Source organism: Natronococcus occultus SP4 (assembly GCF_000328685.1).
Taxonomy (GTDB): domain Archaea; phylum Halobacteriota; class Halobacteria; order Halobacteriales; family Natrialbaceae; genus Natronococcus; species Natronococcus occultus.
The window spans coordinates 2,078,518-2,101,448 of record NC_019974.1 but is presented as its reverse complement, the minus strand read 5'-3'; the positions used below and the strand labels follow the sequence as shown (position 1 = coordinate 2,101,448).

Below are 22,931 nucleotides of genomic sequence, written 5' to 3'. Positions count from 1 at the left end.
ACTCCGACGTTCGTAGCCCTCTTCATGAGCGACGACGCACAGGCCCAGGCCGGCACGGCCGAGGGTCAGGGCCCGGTCGAAATCTCCGAGGAGGTCGCGCGCCACCTCGAGAACAAGCGCGAGGAGCTGTTCGAGAAGTTCGAGATCCGCGACGAGTTCCCCGAGGACGTCCTTGAGGAAGCCCGCGAACGCACGGAGGGGGTCCAGGCCGAAATCTCCGAGGAGGTCGACGACCGCGAGGACCTCCGGGAGCTGACGACCTGGACGACCGACCCCATCGACGCCCAGGACTTCGACGACGCCATCTCGGTCGCGGAACGCGACGACGAGTACGTCCTCTGGGTTCACATCGCCGACGTCACCCACTACGTCCACCCCGAGTCGGCGATGTGGGAGGAAGCCGTCGAGCGCGCCAACACGGTCTACCTGCCCGGCTACACGATCCATATGCTTCCGCCGGTGCTGGCCGAGACGGTCTGTTCGCTCGTCCCCAACGAGGATCGGCTGGCCCACACCGTCGAGATGCACCTCGATAAGGAGAACCTGGGCTACGAGAACATCGAGATCTACAAGTCGGTCATCCAGTCCGACGAACGGCTCACCTACACCCAGGCCGAGAACCGCCTCGAGGATCCCGACGCGCCGTTACACGAGGAGAACGTCCTCGTCCACGAACTGGCCGATCGGATGCACGAACAGCGCAAGGAGGACGGCTCGCTCGTGCTCAATCCTGCGCGGGATCGCGCTCACACGATCATCGAGGAGTGTATGCTGAAGGCCAACAAGGCCGTCACGCACGAACTCATGTGGTCTCGTGGCGTTGAGGCGATGTACCGGGTTCATCCCCAGCCGAGCCCCGACGAGTGGTCCGAGGCGCTGCGAGAGATCCAGGACCTCGAGGGCGTCTCGATCCCCGGCGACAAGTGGGACGACCCCCGGAAGGCGGTCAACGCCACCCTCGAGGACGCCCCTGGCCGCCAGCTCGACAAGATCCAGTGGGCCGTGATGAAGGTGATGCCCCGCGCGAAGTACATGAACGATCCCTTCGGCGGCCATCACGCGCTGAATTTCGAGATCTACGGCCACTTTACCAGTCCGATTCGTCGACTCAGCGACCTGATCAACCACTGGATCGTCTACCAGAACGACGTCCCGGAGAACCTGATCGAGCTCTGCGATCGGGCCAGCGACAAACAGAAGGACGCCGAGCAGTGCGAACGGGAGTACAAGCAGTTCCTCCAGGAGGTCGGTCTCGACCCCGCGGCCGTCAACAACCGCGGTATCGAGGTCGTCGACGACGCGTAGTCGCCACTCCTGTCCTGTTCGATTCGACGAACGCCGTGACGGCGCCGCGTTGCGCGACCAACGTGCCGGACGCTGTCAGCGGTTCGTCTTATCTGTATCGCCGAGATTCAGGCGCCGAGAACATGACAAGCTGTCTTATTAGATAGTATATAAGTACGCCTGGAGTCGGGATCCCTGTCACACGCTCCACGACTCCCTTTTCCGTTGGACGGCGCTTCGACGAGAGCGACGCGCCCGGGTCGCGTCGGCGTCCTCGAGCGCCGGTCGACCGAACCCGCGGTCGTCGACCGGGAACTCCCCGTCCCAGTTCGAGCGGAAACTGGTCGAACATGCGGTCCGTCTCGCGAAACGTGTGGTTCATCTCCTCAAATGATCTCATAACTGATCGAGATATCTAAGGAACGCTTAGTAACGATGGCTTCGAGAACGGGAGTAATACGCCGCTACAGCGCCAGATCGCGGGCGTCGGTGTCGTCGACGCAGTCTTGCTCCTCGCCGAGTTCCTCGCAGGCCTCCCGGAGCAGTCCGTCCAGAATCTCGGGCGTCGTTGGGTGGTAGGCCCGTTTGGGTACCTCGCGGACGTCGACTTTCATCTCGACGAGTACCTGCATCGTCTTGGCCATCACGTCGGCGTGGAGATGCAGTCCCTGGAACCCCAACACCGTCCCGCCGTCGGCGTCGACGATCAGCGTCGCTCGCCCTTCGGGGTGGCCCTTCGTCTTGAACACGCCGTCGTCGCTGGCCTCGCGGGTGACGACGATCGTCTCCATCTCCGTCTCGGCTGCCGTCTCGGGCGTGTGGCCGATGCGGGCGAACGGGTACGTTCCCAGTCCCGAGAAGATCACGTGGTGGGGAACGTTCGCGTACGGCTCGCACTCCACGTTGCGAACGTGGTTGACCACGTTCTGGGCGGCTGCAAAGCCCTGCTCCTTGGCGACGTGGAGGATCGGCTCGCGACCGTTCGCGTCGCCGACGACGAAGACCCGATCGTCGGCGCTTGCCTGCATCGTCGGCTCGACCCACCCCTCGACGGGCTCGAGACGGGTGTTCTCGAGGGCGAGGCCGTCGAGGCTCGGCCGCCGACCGGTAAAGCAGTAGAGATGGTTGGCCTCGAGGACGCGCTGCTCGCCCTCCCGGTCGGCGTACAGCCTGACCCCACCGTCGTTCGTCCGCTCGAGTCGCTTCTCGTCGGTGTTGGTCAGGACCTCGATGCCGAACTGCTCGCGGTAGAGCTCGAGGATCGTCTCGCCGTACTCGGGCTCAAACTCGTCGAGGGGGTGGTCGTCGTGTTCGATCACCGTGAGATCGACCCCGCCGACCTCGCTGAGGTAGGGGGCGAGTTCGAGGCCGATGTAGCCAAACCCCATCACGATTCCCGAGTCCGGAAACGTCGTCGCGTCGAGGACGTCGGCGCTCCCCGAAAAGTCGACCTCGTCGATCCCCGAGAGGTCGGGGACGTCCAGCGTCGACCCCGTTGCGACGACGACGTAGTCGGGCTCGATCCGTCGGCCGTCGACCTCGAGGACACGGTCGTCGACGAACCGTGCGGGCTCCCGGATGAGCTCGACGTTCTCGCGGTCGGCGAGCTCGTGAACGTGCCCGCGGCGGTGCTCGGCGAACCCGGAGATATGGTCGTCCTTGCGGGCGACGACGGCCTCGGGATCGACCTCGGGGACGCCCTCGAGGCGGTCGTCGTGGCGCGCCCGGAACCGGTGGTCGGCCGCCGAGAGGACCTCCTTCGAGGGCATACAGCCACGAAGGATACAGAGCCCCCCGCCGGGATCGCCGTCGTCGATCAGCGTCAGTTCCAGTTCGGACAGTTCCGCGCTCCGTTCGAGCAACCCGTCGGCGACGGCGACGCCCGCACTCCCGTACGCTCCGACGATCGCGACGTGAACCATACCTGGAGTACGGACGACGGGCAAAAAGAGATTCTGCAGGCCGACCCTACCGCGAAATCTCGGCGTCGTCCTCGGCGACGACCGACTCGACCTCCTCGCGGGTCACCAGAGCGATGTCGCCGGGAATCGTCCGTTTGAGTGCCGCCGTCGCCGCGGCGTACTCGAGGGCTGTCGCCACGTCCTCGCCCTCGAGGCGGCGCGCGAGGAAGGCGCCGGTAAAGGCGTCCCCGGTGCCGATCGGATCGAGCGTCTCGGTCTCGTAGCTGGGTTGTTCGACGATCTCGCCGTCGTTCCAGGCGAGGGCACCCTCGGCGCCGCGAGTGATGATGACAGTCTCGAACCCGAACTCGTCGGCGAGCTCGGTTCCCAGCTCGGCGGCCTCCCCCTCGAGTCCCAGCACGTTCCGGGCGTCCCGGGCGGCGACGACGAGGACGTCGATCGAGGGAAACAGCCCGCGCAGGCAGTCGGCGGCCTCGTCGGGCGACCAGAGCTTCCCGCGGTAGTTGAAGTCGAAGGCGGTCTTCGTCCCGCTCTCTGCGGCCGTCTCGAGCAGCTCGGCCGTCGTCTCCCGGAGCCGGTCCGACAGTGCGGGCGTGATCCCAGTCGTAAAGAAGAGCTCGGCGTCCTCGATCAGTCCGGTATCGAGCTCCCCGGTCTCGGCGGTCGTGACCGCGGCGTCGCTCCGGTCGTAGATCACGTTCGTTCCGCGGGGTTTGCCGCCGTGCTCGAGGTAGTAGGTACCCTGTCGGCCCTCGTCGCTCCAGACGACATCGGCGTCGATCCCGTACCCCTCGAGCTCGCCGACGACGCGCCGTCCCAGCGGCGAGTCGGGCAGCTTCGAGGTCCACGTCGCCGGCGCGGATCCGAGCCGCTGGGCCGCGACGGCGACGTTGCTCTCGGCGCCCGCCGCACGGACCTCGAGCTCCCGCGTTTCCTCGAGGCGGCGCTGGTCGGGCGGCGAGAGCCGCAGCATCGTCTCGCCGAAGGTGACGATCTCGCTCACCGCCTTCCCCTCCGTTCGACTCCGTCGGTGCGTGCGATCATGTGGGGGTGATCGATCGGCTGCGGTTAAGGTGTGTCGTTCCCCCGGTCGTCGGCAAGCGAGACGACGACGTCCTCGGCAGTCCGCTCGAGGACGGTTTCGATCCCGAACGCGGCCAGCAGCTTCCGGCTGCCCTCGACGTGGTCGGTTACCCGGGGAATCCCCACCCGGCCGCCGGCCAGTGCGAGGAAGACCAGCAGCTGATCACCCATATGGGTGTCGACCGACCCCCGTCCCTCGAGAAACCGGTTCGCGGCGTCGGCGGCGTCCTCGCCGACCCGCTCGGCGGGTTTGCCTCGCTCGCCCAGCGCACCGAACCCGGCGACACCCGTGCCGTGATCGATCCTGATCACGAGCGCCGAACCGGGCGAGTGGCTCTCGGCGGATCGTTCCTGGCGCTCGAGTATCGGAAGGCCGGCGTCCTCGTCTCCGTCGTCCATCGCGAGGTCGAGCCGCTCGAGCGCCCCCTCGAGCTGGCGGTGGGCGACGTCCCGATCGGCGAGCGACGCCGATTCGGTCGAGTACAGTCGCACGCCCGCGAGTTCGCCGCGCCGTTCGAGCGCCAGGGGCTCGAGACTCGAGGGAGCGACCCGAAGCGTTACCCGACCGCCCCCGTCGGGGTAGAACCCACGGCGATCGACCTCACAGGACGCGACGAGCCCGTGCCGGGCAAGCAGGGGGAGCTTGACGAGTCGGAAGTAATCGAGCGGGGGCGACCACTCGACGTCCGTCCCGCCCGTCGCGGTGACTGACAGCGGCGCCTCGAGGACGGTCGCCAGCGGCAGGAGGGCGTCGAACAGCAGGGTGACGCTGCCGGCGGTGCCGATGTCGACGGCGTAGGAGCCGCCAGCGAGCCCGTCCGCGCCCGCCCCGTCGGGGTCGAATTCGATCGTCTCCGCGCCGAGTTCGGCGCCCGAGACCGTGGCGTCACAGACCTCGGCCATCGTCTCGAGGACGGCCAGGTGCTGGTGGGCGAGCCCGGGCGTGGGACGGTCGCCGCGGACGTTCTCGATCCTGATCGGGACGTCCTCGAGGACGGACAGCGTGAGGGCGCTCCGGAGGAACTGCCCGCCCGCGTTCGAGCCGTCGAGTTCGCGCATGGGACGGGATACGAGCTGGAGCGACCTACCGTTATCGTCGTCGTGCGTCGCTCCAGCTCTCCGTCCTCGGGGTCACGACAAAAACGACGATCACAGCGAGACGGCGCTCAGATTCGCTGGGCCGTGTTCAACGCGTTGATGCGCCCGGCGCCGAACTCGGGGCTGCTCCTGCCGGGGACGAGCTCCGCACCGTGGGCGATGTTGTTCTCGACCTGGTTCACGTGCATCTCGGGAGCGAGCTCGCGAACGAGCCCAACCAGACCGGCGACCTGCGGTGCGGCCATCGAGGTGCCTGCCTTCCAGCCGTACGTGCCGTCGGGTTCCGTCGAGAAGACGAGATCGTCGGGGGTCACGGTTTCCCCTTCGGTCGCGCGTCCACCGCCGGGCGCCCCGACCTCGATCTCGCTCGTGCCGTAGTTCGAGTAGAAGGCGAGTTCGTCGTTCGGTCCGCTCGCAGAGACGGTCATCACGCCCTGGACGGTTCCCGGCAGATAGAACGTCCCGCCCCGCTGGAGGTCCGTCTCAGCGTTCCCCGACGACACCGTCTGAACGGTGCCGCGGCGAGCGACGTCCTGCATGACCGTCTGGACCGCCACGCGAAGGCCGTCGCTGTTGGCCTGGGGCGGGTACGGCCCCGCGCCGAGGCTGAAGTTCGCGGCGTCGGCGCCGATCTCCGCGGCGTACTCCGCGCCGACCAGGATATCCGCGAACGAACTGCTATCGGGCCCGAGGACTCGAACCGAGACGATCTCCGCGTCGGGGGCGGTTCCAGTAACTCCCTCCGCTCCCGACGCCGCCGCGGTTCCAGCGACGTGGGTGCCGTGGTCGCCGCTGTCTCCGATGTGTTCATCAATTTGGCCGCCGTCGACGACCGAGACGCTCAGCTCCTTGTTGAAGTTCTCGTCGAGGTCCGGATGCGTGCCGTCGACGCCCGTGTCGGCGATGACGATCCGGGAGCCCTCGCCCGTGGCGTGCTCGTGGGCCTCGAAGGTGTCGGTGATCTCCTTGTCCCACTGCAGGTCGGTGAATTCGGCGTCGTCGGTCGTCTGCGGTTCGGCGCTGCTGACCGGGTCGGCGAAATCGACCTCGAAGTTCTCCGTTACGCCGTCGACCTCGTCGATCGCCTCGAGGTCGTCCTCGGCGTCGGCCGGGCCGGTGACGATCGAGACCGACCCGCCCGCGAGTTCACGCGTGACCGCAAAGCCCGCGTCCTCGAGCCGTCCTCGCGATCCGCCCGTAATGACGTACGTCGTCGTCGAACCGGCGCTTCCCGAACCGATCATTCCGGCCGAGAGTCCCGCCGCGGTGATTCCCTGCAGTACTCGTCGCCGGGTTTTGGTATGCTCTCTCATATCTACATTAAAGCCGATAACGATTAGTAATGTAGTCGTTATGGAACCGGTGATCGAGAGGGGATAAACTATCGACGTTGAGAGCTAAATTTTGGAAATGGTGTGTCGTGAGATCGCCCCCTCTTTTGGGGCGTTCGAGACGCGTCCCAGCGCTACCGTGAGCCGCGGCGCTGTGACGCAAGGTCGGACTCCCGACGATCGCGTTCGGGGACACCCATACCGATAAAGAACCCGAGGTACAGGCAGAGCACCACCAGCCACCCGACGGCTATGAGTACCACACTCATCTTTCAACAATAGTGATTTTATTTCTATCCTATAAATGCTTTCTGCCCGGAACGGACGACGCCGTCCTCGATACGCGAGAGACCGAGCCGTTCGAAGGGAATCTCCGCAGAGCGACGGAGAACGATAGCGAACGCCGTTACCCGTGGTGGCCGGGGTAGTCCCGCTCGAACCGCTCCTCGATTTCGCCGTCCTCGAGGCGGACGATCACGGGTCGGCCGTGGGGGCAGCTGTAGGGGTTCTCGCAGTCGTCGAGCGCCCGGAGCAGGTCGACGACCGACCCCTCCGTCAGCGAGGTGTTGCCGGTGATCGAGGGGTAACACGCCAGATCGCCGAGGAACTCGTCGGCCAGCGCGTCGATCGTCTCCGCCCCGGCCTCGCGGTCGCCCTCGACGAACGACGTGAGGACGTCCCGCAACCGCTCCGGTTCGAGGGTCTCCTCGAGGACGGCAGGGACGGTCGTCACGGCGACGGTGCGGTCGTCGACGCGGTTCGCGTGAAAGCCGAGTCGAGCGAGGGCCTCGCGGTAGCTCTCGAAGGCCTCGGCCTCCGTGGCGGTGAGCTCGAGCTCGACGGCCGAGGCCAGCGACTGGGCGGCGGGGTCGTCGGCGAAAGCCTCCCGCAGGCGCTCGTAGTTGACCCGCTCGTCGGCGGCGTGCTGGTCGATGAGAACGAGTCCGTCGGTCGCCTCACAGACGAGGTAGGTGTCGGTGTACTGGCCAAGCACCCGCAACGCGGGCAGCGTCTCGAACTCGGTGGCGTCGCCGTTTGCGGCCTCGCCCGCCAGCGTCCGCTGCTCGGTGGGGCCCGAGAACCGACGGTCGCGGTCGTCGTGTGCCTCGGACGCGACGCTTGGAGCGTCGTCGTCCTCGGATCCCGCCGTGTCGTTGCCTCGATCCGGAGCCGTTCCGGGAGCGTCCGCGGCCGAGCCGGGGCTCGCTCCGTCGTCGGACACGGCCTGTCCTCCGAGGCCGCGATCCTCGCGGGAAGCGTCCGCGCTCGACTCCGAAACGGCGTCGGCGTCGCGCTCCTCGGCTCGGGGGGTCGACTCGTCGCTCGACGGTGTTGGCTCGGGCTCCGGCCCGGCACTGTCCGGTTCCGAGGACTCCGACCCCGGTTCCGCTCCGGCGTCGCCGGGCTCCGGTCGCTCCGTCTCGGAACCCGGATCGGTCGTCCGTCCTCGGGAGTCCGTCGACGCTCCCGCCTCGGTGGGCGAGTCTGCGGCCCCGGGTCGGCCAGTCGATCCCTGCTTCCCACCTGGATCGAGGCGCGCCTCCTCCGGCGCCGACCGTCCTCGGGGCGCACCCGAGCGCAACAGCCCCTGCTCGAGCAGCGCCGACTCGACGGCCGCGTCGACCTGTCTGCGTACGGCGTCGTCGTCGTCGAACCGCACCTCCCGCTTGCGGGGGTGGACGTTGACGTCGACGGCCTCGCCCGGGACCTCCAGGAAGAGTGCGACGAACGGGTAGCGATCCCCGCCGAGCTGGGTGCCGTAGGCACCCATGATCCCCTCGCGGACGGCGTCGGCCGAGACCGCCCGTCCGTTGACGTAGGTCGCGAGGTACTCGCGGCTCGAGCGGTTCGTCTCGGGGTGGGAGACGAGCCCGGTGATCGACTCGACGGGGCCCACGGGAAGCTCGTCGTCCTCGGCCTCGACGGGGAGCATCGCCGAGGCGACCTCGCGGCCGTACACCGAGAGGACGGCCGCCTGCAGGTCGCCCTGCCCGGTCGTCGCGAACACCTCGCGGCCGTCGTGGGTCAGCGAGACCGCGACGTCGGGGTTCGCGAGCGCGTAGCGGGTCACGACCCGGTTGACGTGGGCGAACTCGGTCGCGGTCGTCTTGAGGAACTTCCGGCGCGCGGGGGTGTTGTAGAAGAGCTCCGCGACCTCGACGACGGTTCCTGCGGGACAGCCCGTTGGCTCGACCGAGACGACGTCGCCGCCCTCGTAGACGAGTTCGGTGCCGACACCGTCGCCCCCCTGCGGACGGCTCCGGATGGTCAGCTTCGCGACTGAGCCGATGGTGTGTAAGGCCTCGCCGCGGAAGCCAAGCGTGGCGACGCCGGACTCGAGGTCCTCGAGTCCGGCGATCTTGCTCGTGGTGTGCTGGCGAACCGCGGCCCGGAGGTCGGCCTCGCTCATCCCGCTGCCGTCGTCGGCGACCCTGATCAGCTCGGTCCCGCCGTCCTCGACGGTGACGTCGACGCTATCGGCGCCGGCGTCGAGGCTGTTCTCGACGAGCTCCTTGACGGCGCTGGCGGGTCGTTCGACGACCTCGCCGGCGGCGATCCGGGCGACGGTGTCGTCGTCGAGCTGGCGAATCGCGGTGTCGTTGGGGGTTGTCGTGTCCTCGCTCATGGTGGGTGGGTGCGCTCGGAAGACCGCTCGCTCTCGACGGGCATCGATACCTCGTAGCCAGAGCGGCTGGTTAGGTCTTACGCGTCCCCCACCGAGGACGCCGGCGAAAGAACGAGCACGCCACGCGTCGAACGGTCGAACGGATGTCCCTCCCTCCCGCTCTCGTCGACGGCGACGCGTTTCTCGCCGCGGCGCTCGTAGCCGCGGTCGCGGCGGTGCATCTCCTTCCCGACGAGTTGCCGCTCTCGAGCGGTCGCTCCCGACAGGAGCTCCTCTCGGCCGCTGGCGGGGTTTCGATCGTTACGCCGTCCTCCATCTCTTTCCGGAGCTCGACGGTCGACGAGAGGGCCTCGAGGACGTCGACGTCCTCGTCGGTTCGCTCGCCGACCACCACATCTACGGGCTCGCGTTCGTCGGGCTGGCGCTGTTCTACAGAGATACAGCGAGAGTGCCTCGGGGCTTGTCCCCGAGGTACTTCACAACGCGTTTATCGGCTACGTGCTGGTGCAGGGGGAGACGGGGACCGAGAGCACCGCGCTGTTTGCGGTCGCGATGGCGCTGCACCTGTTCGGAAACGACGCAGCGATGGAGTACCACCACCGCGAAGCGTATCAGCGGGTCGGCCGGTGGGTCCTCGCGGCCGCGGTAGTGCTTGGCGCGGGTCTCGGCGCGGCGTACACGATCGGCGACGCGGCGTTTACGATCCTGCTCGGTCTGCTGACCGGCGGGATCGTTTTCAACGCGATCAAGGACGAACTTCCCCGGACCCAGGAGAGTCGCTTCTGGGCGTTCGCCGTCGGTTCCGTCGGCTACGCCGCACTCTTGTTGTTGCTGTAGCGCTCCGATACGGTGCGGACGCGACGAGCGCACGGCCGCAGCTTCCGGCTTCGTCCGTTTCCTTTCGACCATCGTACGTCCGGTATAAAAAGCGGCGAATCGCGACTGCCGTTCGAGCGGTCGCGAGCGTGATCCGCGAGTACAACGTGACGCTCATGGCCGGCAGCATCGCCTGCGCCGCGTTCCTTTCGATACTGCTGTTGCTCGTCTGGCTCTCCGGAAACGCCCTGGTCTTGCTCGTCGGCGCGTCGATCAACATCGTGGTCGGCGGTCACCACGCCGACGACCCGAACCGGGACCACGGCGATGAGTCGGACATAACAGAGGCCGTTCGCGTGTCGTCCGCACCGCTACGCGAGCCGCCGGGCGCCACCCAGCCGTTCGGCGAACCGCCGTAACTCGTCGGGCTCGATCGGCTTGACGGTGTACGCGTCCGCCCCGCCCGATTCGGTCCGGAGCGATTCCACCTCGAGCCGCGAGCCGGTCATCACGACGACGGGAACGCCGGCGAGTCGCTCGTCGGCTCGCAGTTCGGCCAGCACCTCCCGGCCGTCTTTCCGCGGCAGGTACCAGTCGAGCAGGACCAGATCCGGACGCGGCGCGTCGGCGTACTCGCCGCGCCGGCGGAGAAACCGCAACGCTTCGACCCCATCACCCACGACGTGTCGGTCGCTCTTTACCCCCGCTTCCTTCAGCATCTCCTCCGTGTACCGGACGTCAGCCGGATTGTCGTCGACTATCAGCAGATCTCGTAACACCCGTTCCACCTCCTACCATTATCGTGGATATAGTAGCTAATAAATGTATTTCAATATCTCTGATTATGGTGTGATACTACTAGTTAAATCGGAGATAAGTACAACCGACGATGAACTACTCGAGAACCGGCGAGGACGCGGTCGCCGCCGTCTACTCCTCGAGGCGCCGTTGCCACTCCCGGACCTTCGAGAGCAGTTCGACGGGCGGGGTCTCGTTGACGTCGACGTCCGCGAGATCCTCGAGGACGCGTTCGGTTTCGGGGTCGAGCGACGGCTCCGGATCGGCGTCCGTCGGTCGCGCGCCGCCGTCCGCGTTCGCGGGGCCGCGGAACTGCCCGCTCGAGACGTCGAACACCGTCTGGACGGGCTCGTTCGACGTCCCTCCCTTTGCCTCGATGGCCTTCTCCTCGCGCAGGCGCTCTAAGACCTCCCGCGAGCGGCCGACGACGGGGTCGGGAACGCCCGCCAGATCGGCGACGTGGATCCCGTAGCTACGATCCGTGGGCCCGTCTCGAACCGTCCGCAGGAAGGTGACCTCGCCGTCGCGTTCGTCGGCCGCGATATGGACGTTGGCTACCCGCGGGAGCTTCTCGGCGAGCCCGGTCAGCTCGTGGTAGTGGGTCGCAAACAGCGTCTTCGCCCGCACTTCGTTGTGGAGGTACTCCGTGGCGGCCCAGGCGATCGAGATCCCGTCGTAGGTCGCGGTCCCCCGGCCGACCTCGTCCAAGATCACGAGCGACTCCTCGGTCGCGGTGTGGAGGATGTTCGAGAGCTCGCTCATCTCGACCATAAAGGTCGACCGTCCCTGCGCGAGCTCGTCGAGCGCCCCGACGCGGGTGAAGATGCCGTCGACCAGCCCGATCTCCGCGTCTTTCGCGGGGACGAAGCTCCCGATCTGGGCCAGCAGCACGATCGCGGCGACCTGGCGCATGTAGGTCGACTTCCCGGACATGTTGGGTCCGGTGACGACGAGGAAGTCCCGATCCCCGTCCAGGCGGACGTCGTTGGGGACGAACTCGGTCGTCTGCTCGACGACGGGGTGGCGGCCCTGCTCGATCTCGAGGCGATCGTCCCGGCGGAGCTCGGGTTTGATCCAGCGGTTCTCCGCGGCGTGGGTCGCCAGGCTCGCCAGCGCGTCGACGGTCGCCAGCGCCCGGCCGACGTCCTGCAGGAGTTCGGCCCTCTCGGCGACGTCCTCGCGGAGCTCCTCGAACAGCTCATACTCGAGTTCGCCGCGGCGCTCCTCGAGGCGCAACACGTCGCGTTCCTTCTCCTCCAGCTCGTCGGTCGTGAACCGTTTGGAGTTCTTCAGCGTCTTGATCTGCTCGTAGTGGTCGGGAACCCCGTCGGCCGCGGACTTCCCCACCTGGATGTAGTAGCCGTCGGTCTTGTTCCGGTCGACGGTCACGTGACTCAGGCCGTGCTGGCGTTTCTCCCGGTCGGCGAGCGTGTCGAGCCACTCCCGGACTTTCTCGTGGCGCTCGATTACCTCGTCGAGCTCGTCGTCGTACCCCTGCCGGAACAGCTCGCCCTGGGTCACCGTCGACGGCGGGTCCTCGGCGATCGCGTCCTCGAGCTCGGCGCGCAGCTCGCGGGCGTCCTCGCGGTCCGGACGCTCGAGGACGTCGGCCAGCGGCGAGTCGGCCAGGTCGGGGTTCGAGGTGACGGCGTCGGCGACCGCGGGTAGTACCGAAAGCGTCTCCCGGACCGCCACCAGGTCCCGCGCGTCGGCGCTGCCGTGGCTCGCCTTCGAGGCGAGTCTGGCCAGGTCGTAGGCCTCGCCGAGGACGTCCTGAATCTCGTCGCGGGCCAGTGCGGCCGTCGACAGCGCGGCGACGCTCTCCTGGCGGCGCTTGAGGTCCGCGAGCGATCGCCGGGGACGCTGGAGCCACTCCTTGAGCAGCCGACCACCGGCGCTGGTCGCGGTGTGGTCGATCGTCGCGAACAGCGAGCCCTCGCGGTCGCCCTGCATCGTCTCGGTGAGCTCGAGGTTACGCTGGGTGGTCGCGTCCAGGGTGACGTGGTCGTCGCCGCGGTGGGCCTGGATGCGGGTCATCGAGGCGAGCACGCCGGCGCCGGTCTCCTCGACGTAGTCGAGTACGGCGCCCGCGGCGGCGACGGCGGGCTCGTCGACGCCGAGGCGGTCGACGGTGCCGTCGCCGAACTGCTCGCGGACGGCGTGGTCCGCCCGTCTGGGCGCGAACGACTCGGTTTCGTGGAGGGTAAGCGTCGCCTCGAGGCGCTCGCGAACCTGCCCGAGCAGGTCGTCGTCGGCTCGGACCTCGGGGCCCGGCAACACCTCGACGGGGTCGAACCGGTACAGCTCAGTCAGCGCCTCGTCGGCGTCGTCGGCTTCAGCGACGAGGAATCGACCGGTAGTCACGTCGGCGAACGCGAGGCCGTACCCTGGATCGTCGCCGCGAGCGCTCGAGTCGGCGACGACCGCGGCCAGGTACTGGGCGTCGGCGTCGCTGGTCTCGAGCAGGGTCCCGGGGGTGACCACGCGAACGATCTCGCGGGCGTGGCCGGAGTCGGTCTCGTACTGGTCGGCGACGGCGACCCGGTAGCCGCGCTCGACCAGGGCCTTCAGGTAGGGCGTCAGGTCGTCGACGGGAACGCCCGCCATCGGGTACGACGAGCCGTGGGAAGACTTCTGAGACACCTTCAGCTCTAACTCGTCGGCGACGATCTCGGCGTCCTCGGCGAAGAACTCGTAGAAGTCCCCACACTGCATCGTCAGCAGGTCGGCGTCCGTTTCCTCCTTGAGCGAGAGAAACTCCCCGACGATCCCCGTCGCCTCTGTCATAGGCGGAGCCTGGCGTTCCATCGCAAAAACCCTGCGGGATCCGCGGTGGAACTGATCGGTGTGAGTCCCGATGACTGTCACGACCGTCGTTACGGAGGTCTATGAGGGCCACTGGCGTATGCTATCACAGCCCCATGCCTGCACCCGACAACAGCGTGCTCGTTCCGATCGACGTCCTCGGCGGTGAGAGCGTTCCGCGGACGGTGATCGACGTGCTCGCGTCGGTGCCGGTCGTCCTGCTCGGCTACCGCGAACTACCCGAACAGACCGGTACCGATCAGGCCCGTGACCAGTACGGCTCGCGCGTCCGGGCCGAACTCGACGAGCTGCATACCGTCTTCGAGGACGCCGGCTGTCTCGACGTCTCGTCCCGGGTCGTCTTCACGCACGATCGGTTGAAGACCTTCGAGCGCGTCGCCGTCGAGACCGACTGCGACGCGATCCTGTTGCTCAACCCCGCCCCGGTGCTCGAGCGGGTGCTTGTCGCGGTTCGGGGCGACGTCAACCTCGAGTACATCGCCCGGTTTCTGGGCGCGGTGCTCGCGGACACCGACCTCGAGGTGACGCTGTTCCACGTCGCCCCCGACGAGGACGAACGGAACCGCCGAACGGAACTCCTCGGGGCCGCCGTCGACGAACTCGTCGCCACCGGCGTCGACCGCGACCGGATCGACACTTCGATCGTCGTCGACGGCTCGCCGACGCAGGCGATCCTCGAAGCCGCGGCCGACCACGACCTGCTCGTCGTCGGCGAGAGTCGGCCGTCGCTCCGCCGGTACATCTTCCGGGATCGGGCGAAGAAGCTGGCCAGAGGGACCGTCGACCCGGTGCTCGTGATTCGCGGGGAGTACCTCGAGGACGACGCGGACGCGACCGACTCCTGACCGTGGGCGCTCCCGTCCGTCGCGTCGCCGCGCAGGGCTCGGTCACCCCTCGTCTGCCGACGCGTTCTCGACGTTTCGGACGACGAGCACCGGACCGACCGACTCGGCCGCGACGCGCTCGGCGTCCTCGCCGAAGACGAGCGTCAGCAGCGAGGGCGCCCGTTCGCCCATCACGACGGCGTCGTGGCCGACCGCCGCGTCGACGAGCGCCTCGAGGGCGAGTTCGTCGACGGCGAGTTCGGTCTCCACGTCGATCCCCCGGTCGACCAGCGGGACCTTCGAGGCCGCGAGCAGCTCGCGACCCGCGTCCTCGTCGTCGGTCGCCAGAAAGAGCGTGACGCCGATATCGCGGTCGCCGACCAGCTCGGCGACAACGGAGACGATCCGCTCGACGGCGACGTCGCCGGTCAGCGCTACGAGCAGTCGATCGATCGGTCCCGTCGCGCCCGGGATCGCGTACGCGTCCGCGTTCGTTTCCCTGGCGACGCGATCGAACGTCTGCTTTCGGTCGTGCGTGAACACGAGACGGTGGTCGGCAGTCCCCGTGGCCGATCCGAACTCCGCCGCGAGGTCCTCGAGCGCGTCGGTCGCGCGCGCTCCGTACTGGTCGCGGGCCTGGTCGGCCGGCGTCTGTTCGGGAAGCTCGTGGTAGCCAAGCACCGTGACGTTCGTCGGCTCGAGCAGCGCCGTTAACCCGGCCGAGACCGATTCTCGCTTCAGTATCGCCAGCGGAACGAGTACGCGTGTCATAGCTTTCCTTTCAGGTCGATGTCGCGGGCGTAGTAGTAGTACCAGCCCGCGGTCGCGATCATGATTCCGACGCCGACGAGCTGCGAGGCGGGCTGCATGAACCCGATCAGCGCGAAGCTGGCGATCGCGCCGAGCGCCGGCACGACGGGGTAGCCCGGCACGCGGAAGTCGGGGTCGTACCACTCCGGCTCGTTCCGGCGCAGCGCGATCAGCGCGACGCAGATCAGCCCGTACATGATGAGATGGAGAAACGAGGCGACCTCCGCCAGCAGTTCGACGCGTCCGGTCGCGGTCAGGACCAGGATCGGCCCGCCGGCCATCCCCAGCGCGACGTGTGGGGTTCCGTACCGGAGGTTGATCCGGCTCGCGCCCTGGGGTAACAGGGCGTCCCGCGAGACGGCGTAGATGGCCCGCGACGTGCTCAGGATCGACGCGTTGGCGCTGGACATCGTCGCGAGCAGCCCGCCGAAGACGATCGCGAACGCGCCGGCGGCGCCGAGGTAGTGACGACCCACCTCGACCATCGCGGTCTCGCCGAACTGTGAGAGCTGTTCGCTCCCGAACGCGCTCGTCGCGACGAAGATCGTCGCCACGTACAACACGCCGACGATCAGCACCGAGCCGACCATCGCCAGCGGCAGGTTTCGTCCGGGATCCTTCATCTCTCCGGCGACGGTCGCCACCTGGGCGAAGCCGAGATACGAGGTAAAGACCAGTGCGGCCGTCGTCATCACGGGGACGGCCCCGAACGGCGCGAACTGTTCGGGTGCGGTCGGTTCGCCGATGAGTCCCGCCGCGTCGAGCCCGCCGTAGCCCAGAAACACGACGAGGATCGACAACAGCAGTGCGACGATCCCGTTCTGGAGCTTCGCCGCGTTTTCCGTTCCCGTCACGTTCAACACGGTAAACCCCGCGCCGAACAGCAGCGCTAGCGGAATGACGAGCCCCCCGCCGACCGTGACGCCGAGCTCCGCGAGCGTGTCGACGGCGTAGTAGCCAAAGCCGACGAGATAGAACGCCGTCGCGAACACCAGTCCGAACCACAGCGAGAGCCCGACGACGGCCCCGGGAAGGGTCCCGAGTCCGCGGGAGATGAAGTAGTACCCCCCGCCGCTTTTCGGCATCGCCGTTGCGAGCTCCGAGGCCGGTAGCGCGACCAGCAGGGCGACGACCGCCCCGATGGCGAACGAGGCCGCCGCGGCGGGCCCGGCCCGTCCGGCCGCGAGCCCCGGGAAGACGAAGATTCCCGCGCCGATCATCGTCCCGATACCGATCGCCAGTCCGCCCGAGAGCCCGAGCGTTCGCTCGAGCTCGGCGTCGTCGGTGATCGTCGCCTCCTCCGTCTCGACCGTCGGCTCGACCCGTGGCGACTCACCTTCGACGTTGGTCCCCTCAGGCGACGGCTCGTCCATGCGCACCGTTATTCTAGCGGGACGTATATTTCTGCTGCGGGCGATCGCTGCAGTTCGGGCCGTCCTCCGGCCTCAGAACAGCAGTCCGCCCAGCGGGACCGCCTTCTCCCGGTCGGGTTCGACGAGGACGGGATACCCCTCCTCGTCGGGAACGCCGACGGTCAGGGCCTCTGATTTGAAGCCGGCGATCCGGACCGATCCCAGGTTCGTCGCACACAGTACCCGTCGTCCCTCGAGCTCGTCGGGATCGTAGTGGTGATCCAGCTGCGCAGCCGACTGGATCTCGCCGTCCTCGTCGCCGAGGTCGATCCACAGCTTGGTCATCTTCGGCTTGTTCGCCTCCGGGAACGCTTCGGCCGCGAGGATGTCACCGACCCGAATCTCGACGTCGAACGGAGGTTCGACCATACCCCGACCGCGACTCGCGATCGCATAGTTCTAGGGCCGACAGCAGTATCAGCCGGCACGGCGAATGTCTCCGGTCCGAACGTTCAATATCGTTGCTACGAAACGCCTCGTATGGACCGCCGCTCGTTTCTCCGCTCGGTCGCCGGCGCCTCGGTCGCCGCGACGCTCGCCGGTTGCGCGTCCTCGGTCGAGAACCCCCTCTCGGATCCGGGCTCGATCGACGATCGCGATCCCACGCCGCTTGCCGACGGGACGACGGCTTGGCCGGGTTCGAGGGTGAGAACACGGGATCCAATCCCGAGGCTGAACTACTCGAGGCGCCCCCATCGTCGACTCCCGTCACCCGCGACGGCTCCGGAATCGAGACCTCGCTTGGCGGCGGGGTCGCGGTCGCCGACGGGCGGTGTTACTTCGGCACCGCCACCGGCGATGTCGTCTGCGAGACACCCGGCGGGCGCCGCTGGGCGTACGAGGCCGATACCGCCGCGGGGGTCCGCTCGATCCCGTCGCTCGCGAGGGACGTGGTCTACAGGCGGAGCAGGGCGAGTGCCCCGAGGCTTGACCTCGGGGTAAAGCCCGTCGAAACAGTTACCAAACCACAGGATCTTATAAGGGATAACGACCAGAACACAACCCTCAAAATAGGGCGTTGAAGACCTCAATGCCTTTGCTGGTCGTTCGAATGTTTGGAAATGCGGCTCCTCTCAAAACCCGCCATTGGCGGTGAGACGGGAGTTGTCGGGTCGTGGTGGATCGACCGACCCTCACGGACGCACCGCGCGTTCGGGTGTTAATTCCAGCCAACCCCGTTCGGGGAAGGTCGGGGGGAATTACGTTTACCTGCGGTGGCAGTGCGGGCCTAAACGGCGAAGCCTCGGGGTCGTACGAGAGAGCGAAGCTCTCTCGTGATCATGCGAACTCTTGAGTTCGCGGACCTCGCGGGATCTTCGATCCCGCTCAGTGACGAGAATCGACGATCCTCGAACCACTTGACCCCGAGGTACTTCACGTCTCTTCGGACAACGGGACGTACGCGCTCGACCGCGAGGACGGCGAGGAACTGTGGACGACCGACGCGTTCGTCCGCTGGGGGTCGTCGGTCCTGACCGACGAGTACCTCTACGCGCTCGATGGCAGCGTCGTCGCGCTCGAGCCCGACACCGGCGCGACGGCGTGGGAGGCCGATCCGCCACACCCGCGAGCGCTGGCGATCGCCGACGGAACGGTGTATACGACGAGCACGAGCGACGACGGCGGGGCGGCAGCCGTCGTCGACGGCGAGGTCGTCTGGACCCGCGAGGACGTCACCGACTGCTTCGAACCGCCCGTCGTCACCGACGACCTCGTCCTGGCCAGTTCGAAGGAGGGCCGACTCGCGGCGCTCGACCGCGAGGACGGGACGACCGTCTGGAGCCACGATCGTGAGACGACGGGAACCACGCAGCCGACCGTCGCGCACGGGCAGGTCTATCTGCCGCGGGACACCCGATCGCGAACGGTCTGTCTCGACCTCGAGTCGGGCGAGCCGCTGTGGACCCTCGAGACGGACTTCTACAGCGACCAGCCCGTCGCCGTCGCCGACGGGGTCTACAGGCGGAGCAGGCCGAGTGCCTCGGGGCTTGACCCCGAGGGGGTTCACGCGGTCGCGTTCGGCGGTCCATTCGGCAGCGGCGACCTCCACGCGCTGTCTTCCGCCGACGGGAGCGACTGACGCGACGACGACTCACTCGAGCCGGTCGCAGAGCTCGAGGGTTCGCTCGGCCAGCGTCTCGGCGTCTTCGGCGACGAGCTTCACCGTCGCCTCCTGCCCGACGTCGGCGCGGTCGATCACCGCAACGGGGGGTGCCTCGCTGTCGGCGAAGACGTCCTCGTCCAACCCGTTCTCGGCGACGGTCCAGTCCAGTTCCGCGAGCGCGTCCTCGATCGCCCCGTCGAGCCGGCAGTTCACCGCGAACCGCAGCTCCGGCGCGGACTCGCGGGCTGCAAGCAGGACGGCGGCGAGATGGGTCGAGGCGCCGAACTGAACCCCGCGATTCGGCCGGACGCCGTCGAGCGTGCGCGTGATCCGACCCTCGACGGCGGCCGTCTCGGCGACCGACTCGGCGTAGGGGGTCGCCCCGACGACGTTCATCCCGACCTCGGGGACGAGCCGCGAGACGTCCCGATCGACGAGGTCGGCGACGACGGTCCGGACCGCCTCCGCGGTCGGCTCGCGGGCCGCCGCGTTTCGCAGTTCGACGGCGTGGTTGACCGCGCCGTGGCCCTCGCCGACGTCGGAGTAGTACCGGACCGCCCGCGCGAGGACGTCGGTCGCGTCCTCGACGGCCGACTCGAGGGGCTCGCCACCGGCCAGGCGAGCGGCGATCGCCGCGGCCAGCGTACAGCCCGAGCCGTGGGTCGCCTGGGTACCGATCCGCGGGTGCTCGAACGTCTCGACCCCGCTTTCGGTGACGAGCCGATCCCGGACCGTCTCGCCGGGGACGTGGCCCCCCTTCACGAGGACGGCGTCGACGCCCGTCTCGAGGATCGCCTCGCCGGCCTCCCGGGCGCTGTCGGCGTCGACGACCTCCACGCCCGACAGCACCTCGGCCTCGTCGGCGTTGGGCGTCGCGAGCGTCGCCTCCCCGAGGAGGTCCTCGTAGGCCTGCTCGGCCTCGGGTTCGAGCAGGCGATCCCCGGAGGTCGCGACCATCACGGGGTCGACGACCAGTGGAAAGTCGAACTCGGGGGCACGGTCGGCGACCAGGCGGACGATCTCGGTGGTCGCGAGCATCCCCGTCTTCGCCGCGCCGACCGCGAAGTCGCCGGTGACCGCGTCGAGCTGGGCCGCGACCTCCTCGCGGGGCAGGACGAACGAGGACTCGACCCCGCGGGTGTGCTGGGCGGTGACGGCGGTGATCACAGACGTCCCGAAGACGCCGTGGGCGGTCATCGTCGCGAGGTCGGCCTGGATCCCGGCGCCGCCGCCGGAGTCGCTGCCCGCGATCGTCAGCGCGACCGGCCGCGTCTCGGGTGCTGGGGTTCTCATACCCGAAGCTATCGGACCGTTGTACTAAGCGGTGGTGGTCGGCACAGCGCTCGTCAGCGGGTGGCGTCCTCGGCCAGCCGCGCGTGGGCCTCCCAGGAGGGATCGACCCGCGGGTGCTCGAGGACGTCGCCGTCGACCCGAACGGTACCGGCCTCGGCTCCCTCGACGACGCGACCGATCTCGGCGACGACGGTACCTCGCTCTGTGAGGGCCTCCCGAACCGCGTCGACGCCGTCGGGGGCAACGGTAAGCAGCAGCGAGCCGCAGCTGGTCGCCGCCCAGGGATCGATCCCGAGGTGGGCACAGACCTCGGCGACCCCAGGACGCAGCGGGACGGCGTCGCGATCGATTTCGAAGCCGACGCCCGCTCCCGCGGCCATCTCGTTTGCGGCCCCCGCGAGTCCGCCCTCGGTGACGTCGTGCATCGCCGTCACCGGGCCCGCCGCGGCCGCCGTCAGCGCGTCCCGAACACAGTAGACGTCCTCGAGCCGCTGCTGGGCGTCGGCGATCACGTCCTCGGGAAGCTCGAGCTGGTCGGGGAAGAGGGTGCTCAACAGTCCGACGGATTCGACGGCCGGACCGGTCGTCAGTAGGAGGTGATCGCCCGGTCGCGCGCCGTCGGGGCGGACGATCTCGTCGTGGTCGCCGACGCCCATCGCCGTCGCCGCGCCGACCCACGGGTGGGAGGGGTCGGCGTAGCGGGCGGTGTGGCCCGTCACGACCGCGACGCCTAAGTCCGCACACTCCTCGTGGATCGTCTCCCAGACGGTCGCGAACGCCTCGTTGTCCATCGTCTCGGGAAGCGTAAAACAGATCGAGAGGTGGGAGGGCGCGATGCCGCTGACGGCGACGTCCGCCAGGATCAGATCGAGCGCGAACCGGGCGGCGCGCTCGAGACCCAGCGCCGGGGGGATCGAGACGGGGTCGGTCGCGGTCACCAGCGCCCGCCCGCCGACGTCGAGGACGCCGAAGTCGACGCCGTGGCTGGGACCGAGCGCGACGTCCTCGCGCTCGGCGCCGAGGTTGGGGGCGATCCGTTCCTCGAAGAACTGCCGATCGATCTTGCCGAGCTCGCTCACGGCCGGAGGATTCGCTTGCGAGCCCTTAGCGATGCTGATCGACGGCGTCGCGATAGGCACGGCCTGAGCAGCGGCGAAGAACGGGTGTAGCGGTTTCGCGACAGCTCTCGTCGTCACAGTTCGCGGACGTAGATCGCCGTTGGGTGCGTCTCGCCCCCGATCTCGAACGTCGAGCTACCGTCCCGCTCGAAGCCCCGCGCCTCGTAGAACCGCCGGCCGATCTCGTTTTCCGCCAGCGTCTCGAGGCGCAGCCGCTCGACGTGCTCGGGCAGGGCCTCGATCCCTCGCTCGAGCAGCGCCGTGCCAATCCCCTCGCCCCAGTAGTCGGGTCCGACGTACAGCTCCTTGAGCCCGGCCTCGTCCTCGCCGACGAAGGCCTTCGTTCCCTCCCCCCAGCGGACGTAGCCGTAGCCCCGGACGGCCTCGTCCACGTCCGCCAGAAAGATCCCCTCCCGGTCCTCGCGCAGCCGGTCGGCGAACGCCCGCAGCTGCTCTTCCGTGGGCTCCGCGTCGAACTCGGCGAGGACGTCCTCGGGAAGCAGGTCCGCGTAGGCCGCGCGCATCGCCGTGGCGTTGATCCGGACGATCGCTCGCGCGTCGGCAGACCGGTCCTCGAGGCGACGCAGTTCCATACGTAGGCTGTCACCGCCGGTGGACAAAGTCGCTCGGGTGCTATGAGGGTCCGTCTCACTATCGCTGCCTCAACCCGACGTTCCTTGACCCCAACCGTCGTACCGCGACGCATGCACGGAACCGGCGTTCCCCTCGTGACGCCCTTCTCGGACGGCGCGATCGATCACGAACGGCTCCGCTCGCTCGTCGAGTGGCTCGAGCGCTCGGGCGTCGATTTCCTCGTTCCCTGCGGCTCTACGGGCGAGGGGCCGTCGCTGACGACCGCCGAGCGCGCCACGGTCGTCGAGACCGTCGTCGACGCGACCGAGCTCCCGGTGCTCGCGGGCACCGGTCGGGAAGCGCTCGAGCCGACCGTCGAGACGACCGCGCTCGCCGCGGAGGCGGGCGCCGACGCGGCGCTGGTCGTGACGCCCTCTTACTACGGCGCGGACAACGCGGACCTCGCGGCCTACTACCGCGCGCTCGCGGACCGCTCGCCGCTCCCGATCTACCTCTACAGCGTCCCGAAGTTCACGGGACGCGCCCTCGCGCCCGAGTTCGTCGCGGAGCTCGCGAGCCACGAGGACGTCGCCGGCATCAAGGATTCCAGCGGGAGCCTCGGTTCGGTCCAGCGGCTGGTCGACCACACCGACGACGACTTCGATGTGCTGGTCGGCAGCGGCAGCGTCTACGCGGCCGGGATCACGGCGGGGGCCGACGGCGGCGTGCTGGCGGTCGCGAACGTCGTCCCCGAGCGTGCGAGTGCGGTCTTCGGACTCGCCAGTGCGGGCCGCACCGACACGGCCCGCGAGCGAAACGCGGCGTTCGTCGAGCTCAACCACGCCGTCACCGCCCGGTTCGGCGTTCCGGGCGTCAAGGCCGCCCTCGCGATGCGGGACCAGTCCGTCGGCCGCCCGCGGCGTCCGCTCCGCCCGCTCGAGCGCGAGGACGAGGCCGTCCTCGAGTCGATCCTCGAGCGAACCCTCGGGGAGTAACCGGGAGCAGTTGTATCC

Annotated in this window: 21 protein-coding genes; 7 read left to right on the top strand and 14 right to left on the bottom strand. The window is 68.4% G+C overall.

Going from position 1 to position 22,931, the window contains the following annotated elements; translation table 11 throughout:
- Positions 1-24 precede the first annotated feature (24 nt).
- Positions 25-1,305, top strand: a complete 1,281-nt coding sequence (locus NATOC_RS10455) for an RNB domain-containing ribonuclease (RefSeq protein ID WP_015321407.1) — start codon at positions 25-27, stop codon at positions 1,303-1,305.
- Positions 1,306-1,748: 443 nt separating this feature from the next.
- Here the strand turns inward: NATOC_RS10455 and NATOC_RS10450 are convergent, their stop codons facing one another.
- The 6 genes from NATOC_RS10450 to NATOC_RS23200 all read right to left on the bottom strand — a co-directional run bounded on the left by NATOC_RS10450 (position 1,749) and on the right by NATOC_RS23200 (position 9,565).
- A complete protein-coding gene (locus tag NATOC_RS10450; RefSeq protein ID WP_015321406.1) occupies positions 1,749-3,206 on the bottom strand; it encodes a dihydrolipoyl dehydrogenase family protein in 1,458 nt (485 codons plus the stop codon).
- A 46-nt stretch (positions 3,207-3,252) separates the two neighbouring features.
- The gene (gene kdgK1 / locus NATOC_RS10445; protein ID WP_015321405.1) at positions 3,253-4,209 is read right to left on the bottom strand and encodes a bifunctional 2-dehydro-3-deoxygluconokinase/2-dehydro-3-deoxygalactonokinase; all 957 of its coding nucleotides are present in this window, start codon (positions 4,207-4,209) and stop codon (positions 3,253-3,255) included.
- A gap of 65 nt (positions 4,210-4,274) precedes the next feature.
- Positions 4,275-5,348, bottom strand: coding sequence for an RNA 3'-terminal phosphate cyclase (gene rtcA, locus NATOC_RS10440; RefSeq protein ID WP_015321404.1), 1,074 nt, complete (start codon positions 5,346-5,348; stop codon positions 4,275-4,277).
- Between the two features lie 107 nt (positions 5,349-5,455).
- Positions 5,456-6,700 carry a S8 family peptidase gene (locus NATOC_RS10435; protein ID WP_015321403.1) on the bottom strand — a complete coding sequence of 415 codons (1,245 nt, stop codon included), beginning with the start codon at positions 6,698-6,700 and terminating at the stop codon, positions 5,456-5,458.
- A gap of 424 nt (positions 6,701-7,124) precedes the next feature.
- Positions 7,125-9,344: a DNA mismatch repair endonuclease MutL gene (gene mutL, locus NATOC_RS10430; protein ID WP_015321401.1), complete on the bottom strand. Its 2,220-nt coding sequence runs from the start codon at positions 9,342-9,344 to the stop codon at positions 7,125-7,127.
- A 77-nt stretch (positions 9,345-9,421) separates the two neighbouring features.
- Positions 9,422-9,565, bottom strand: a complete 144-nt coding sequence (locus NATOC_RS23200; protein ID WP_342664383.1) for a hypothetical protein — start codon at positions 9,563-9,565, stop codon at positions 9,422-9,424.
- Between the two features lie 283 nt (positions 9,566-9,848).
- On the opposite strand from NATOC_RS23200, the gene NATOC_RS23195 reads away from it, so the two are divergent.
- Together NATOC_RS23195 and NATOC_RS10420 are read left to right on the top strand one after the other, a co-directional pair.
- The gene (locus NATOC_RS23195; protein ID WP_342664382.1) at positions 9,849-10,181 is read left to right on the top strand and encodes a hypothetical protein; all 333 of its coding nucleotides are present in this window, start codon (positions 9,849-9,851) and stop codon (positions 10,179-10,181) included.
- Between the two features lie 128 nt (positions 10,182-10,309).
- The gene (locus NATOC_RS10420) at positions 10,310-10,579 is read left to right on the top strand and encodes a hypothetical protein (RefSeq protein WP_015321400.1); all 270 of its coding nucleotides are present in this window, start codon (positions 10,310-10,312) and stop codon (positions 10,577-10,579) included.
- Here the strand turns inward: NATOC_RS10420 and NATOC_RS10415 are convergent.
- Complete coding sequence (locus tag NATOC_RS10415) at positions 10,532-10,948, bottom strand: response regulator (RefSeq protein ID WP_015321399.1); 417 nt, start codon at positions 10,946-10,948, stop codon at positions 10,532-10,534. The two genes, NATOC_RS10420 and NATOC_RS10415, sit on opposite strands and share 48 nt — an antisense overlap.
- 142 nt (positions 10,949-11,090) lie before the next feature.
- A complete protein-coding gene (mutS, locus tag NATOC_RS10410; protein ID WP_015321398.1) occupies positions 11,091-13,745 on the bottom strand; it encodes a DNA mismatch repair protein MutS in 2,655 nt (884 codons plus the stop codon).
- 134 nt (positions 13,746-13,879) lie between these two features.
- Here mutS and NATOC_RS10405 point away from each other — a divergent pair, with 134 nt between their 5' ends.
- Positions 13,880-14,629: a universal stress protein gene (locus NATOC_RS10405; RefSeq protein WP_049888735.1), complete on the top strand. Its 750-nt coding sequence runs from the start codon at positions 13,880-13,882 to the stop codon at positions 14,627-14,629.
- Between the two features lie 42 nt (positions 14,630-14,671).
- Here the strand turns inward: NATOC_RS10405 and NATOC_RS10400 are convergent, their stop codons facing one another.
- The 3 genes from NATOC_RS10400 to NATOC_RS10390 all read right to left on the bottom strand — a co-directional run bounded on the left by NATOC_RS10400 (position 14,672) and on the right by NATOC_RS10390 (position 17,199).
- Positions 14,672-15,379, bottom strand: coding sequence for a universal stress protein (locus tag NATOC_RS10400; protein ID WP_015321396.1), 708 nt, complete (start codon positions 15,377-15,379; stop codon positions 14,672-14,674).
- Positions 15,376-16,791 carry an APC family permease gene (locus tag NATOC_RS10395; protein WP_015321395.1) on the bottom strand — a complete coding sequence of 472 codons (1,416 nt, stop codon included), beginning with the start codon at positions 16,789-16,791 and terminating at the stop codon, positions 15,376-15,378. Before NATOC_RS10395 ends, NATOC_RS10400 begins: the two co-directional genes overlap by 4 nt.
- Positions 16,792-16,863: 72 nt before the next feature.
- Positions 16,864-17,199: an EMAP domain-containing protein gene (locus NATOC_RS10390; protein ID WP_015321394.1), complete on the bottom strand. Its 336-nt coding sequence runs from the start codon at positions 17,197-17,199 to the stop codon at positions 16,864-16,866.
- Between the two features lie 260 nt (positions 17,200-17,459).
- Here NATOC_RS10390 and NATOC_RS10385 point away from each other — a divergent pair, with 260 nt between their 5' ends.
- Entirely contained in the window at positions 17,460-17,852 is a 393-nt protein-coding gene (locus NATOC_RS10385) for a PQQ-binding-like beta-propeller repeat protein (protein WP_049888734.1), read from the top strand.
- Positions 17,853-18,175: 323 nt separating this feature from the next.
- On the top strand, positions 18,176-18,910 hold the full coding sequence (locus NATOC_RS10375; RefSeq protein WP_083866578.1) for an outer membrane protein assembly factor BamB family protein: 735 nt from the start codon (positions 18,176-18,178) through the stop codon (positions 18,908-18,910).
- A gap of 12 nt (positions 18,911-18,922) precedes the next feature.
- Here the strand turns inward: NATOC_RS10375 and thiD are convergent, their stop codons facing one another.
- From thiD to NATOC_RS10360, 3 genes are all read right to left on the bottom strand, one after another.
- Positions 18,923-20,227: a bifunctional hydroxymethylpyrimidine kinase/phosphomethylpyrimidine kinase gene (gene thiD / locus NATOC_RS10370; RefSeq protein ID WP_015321393.1), complete on the bottom strand. Its 1,305-nt coding sequence runs from the start codon at positions 20,225-20,227 to the stop codon at positions 18,923-18,925.
- A gap of 53 nt (positions 20,228-20,280) precedes the next feature.
- Complete coding sequence (locus tag NATOC_RS10365; protein WP_015321392.1) at positions 20,281-21,306, bottom strand: HypE family hydrogenase expression/formation protein; 1,026 nt, start codon at positions 21,304-21,306, stop codon at positions 20,281-20,283.
- A gap of 113 nt (positions 21,307-21,419) precedes the next feature.
- A complete protein-coding gene (locus NATOC_RS10360; RefSeq protein WP_015321391.1) occupies positions 21,420-21,938 on the bottom strand; it encodes a GNAT family N-acetyltransferase in 519 nt (172 codons plus the stop codon).
- A 111-nt stretch (positions 21,939-22,049) separates the two neighbouring features.
- Between NATOC_RS10360 and NATOC_RS10355 the strand changes: the two genes are divergently transcribed.
- A complete protein-coding gene (locus NATOC_RS10355) occupies positions 22,050-22,913 on the top strand; it encodes a dihydrodipicolinate synthase family protein (protein ID WP_015321390.1) in 864 nt (287 codons plus the stop codon).
- Positions 22,914-22,931: the final 18 nt, after the last annotated feature.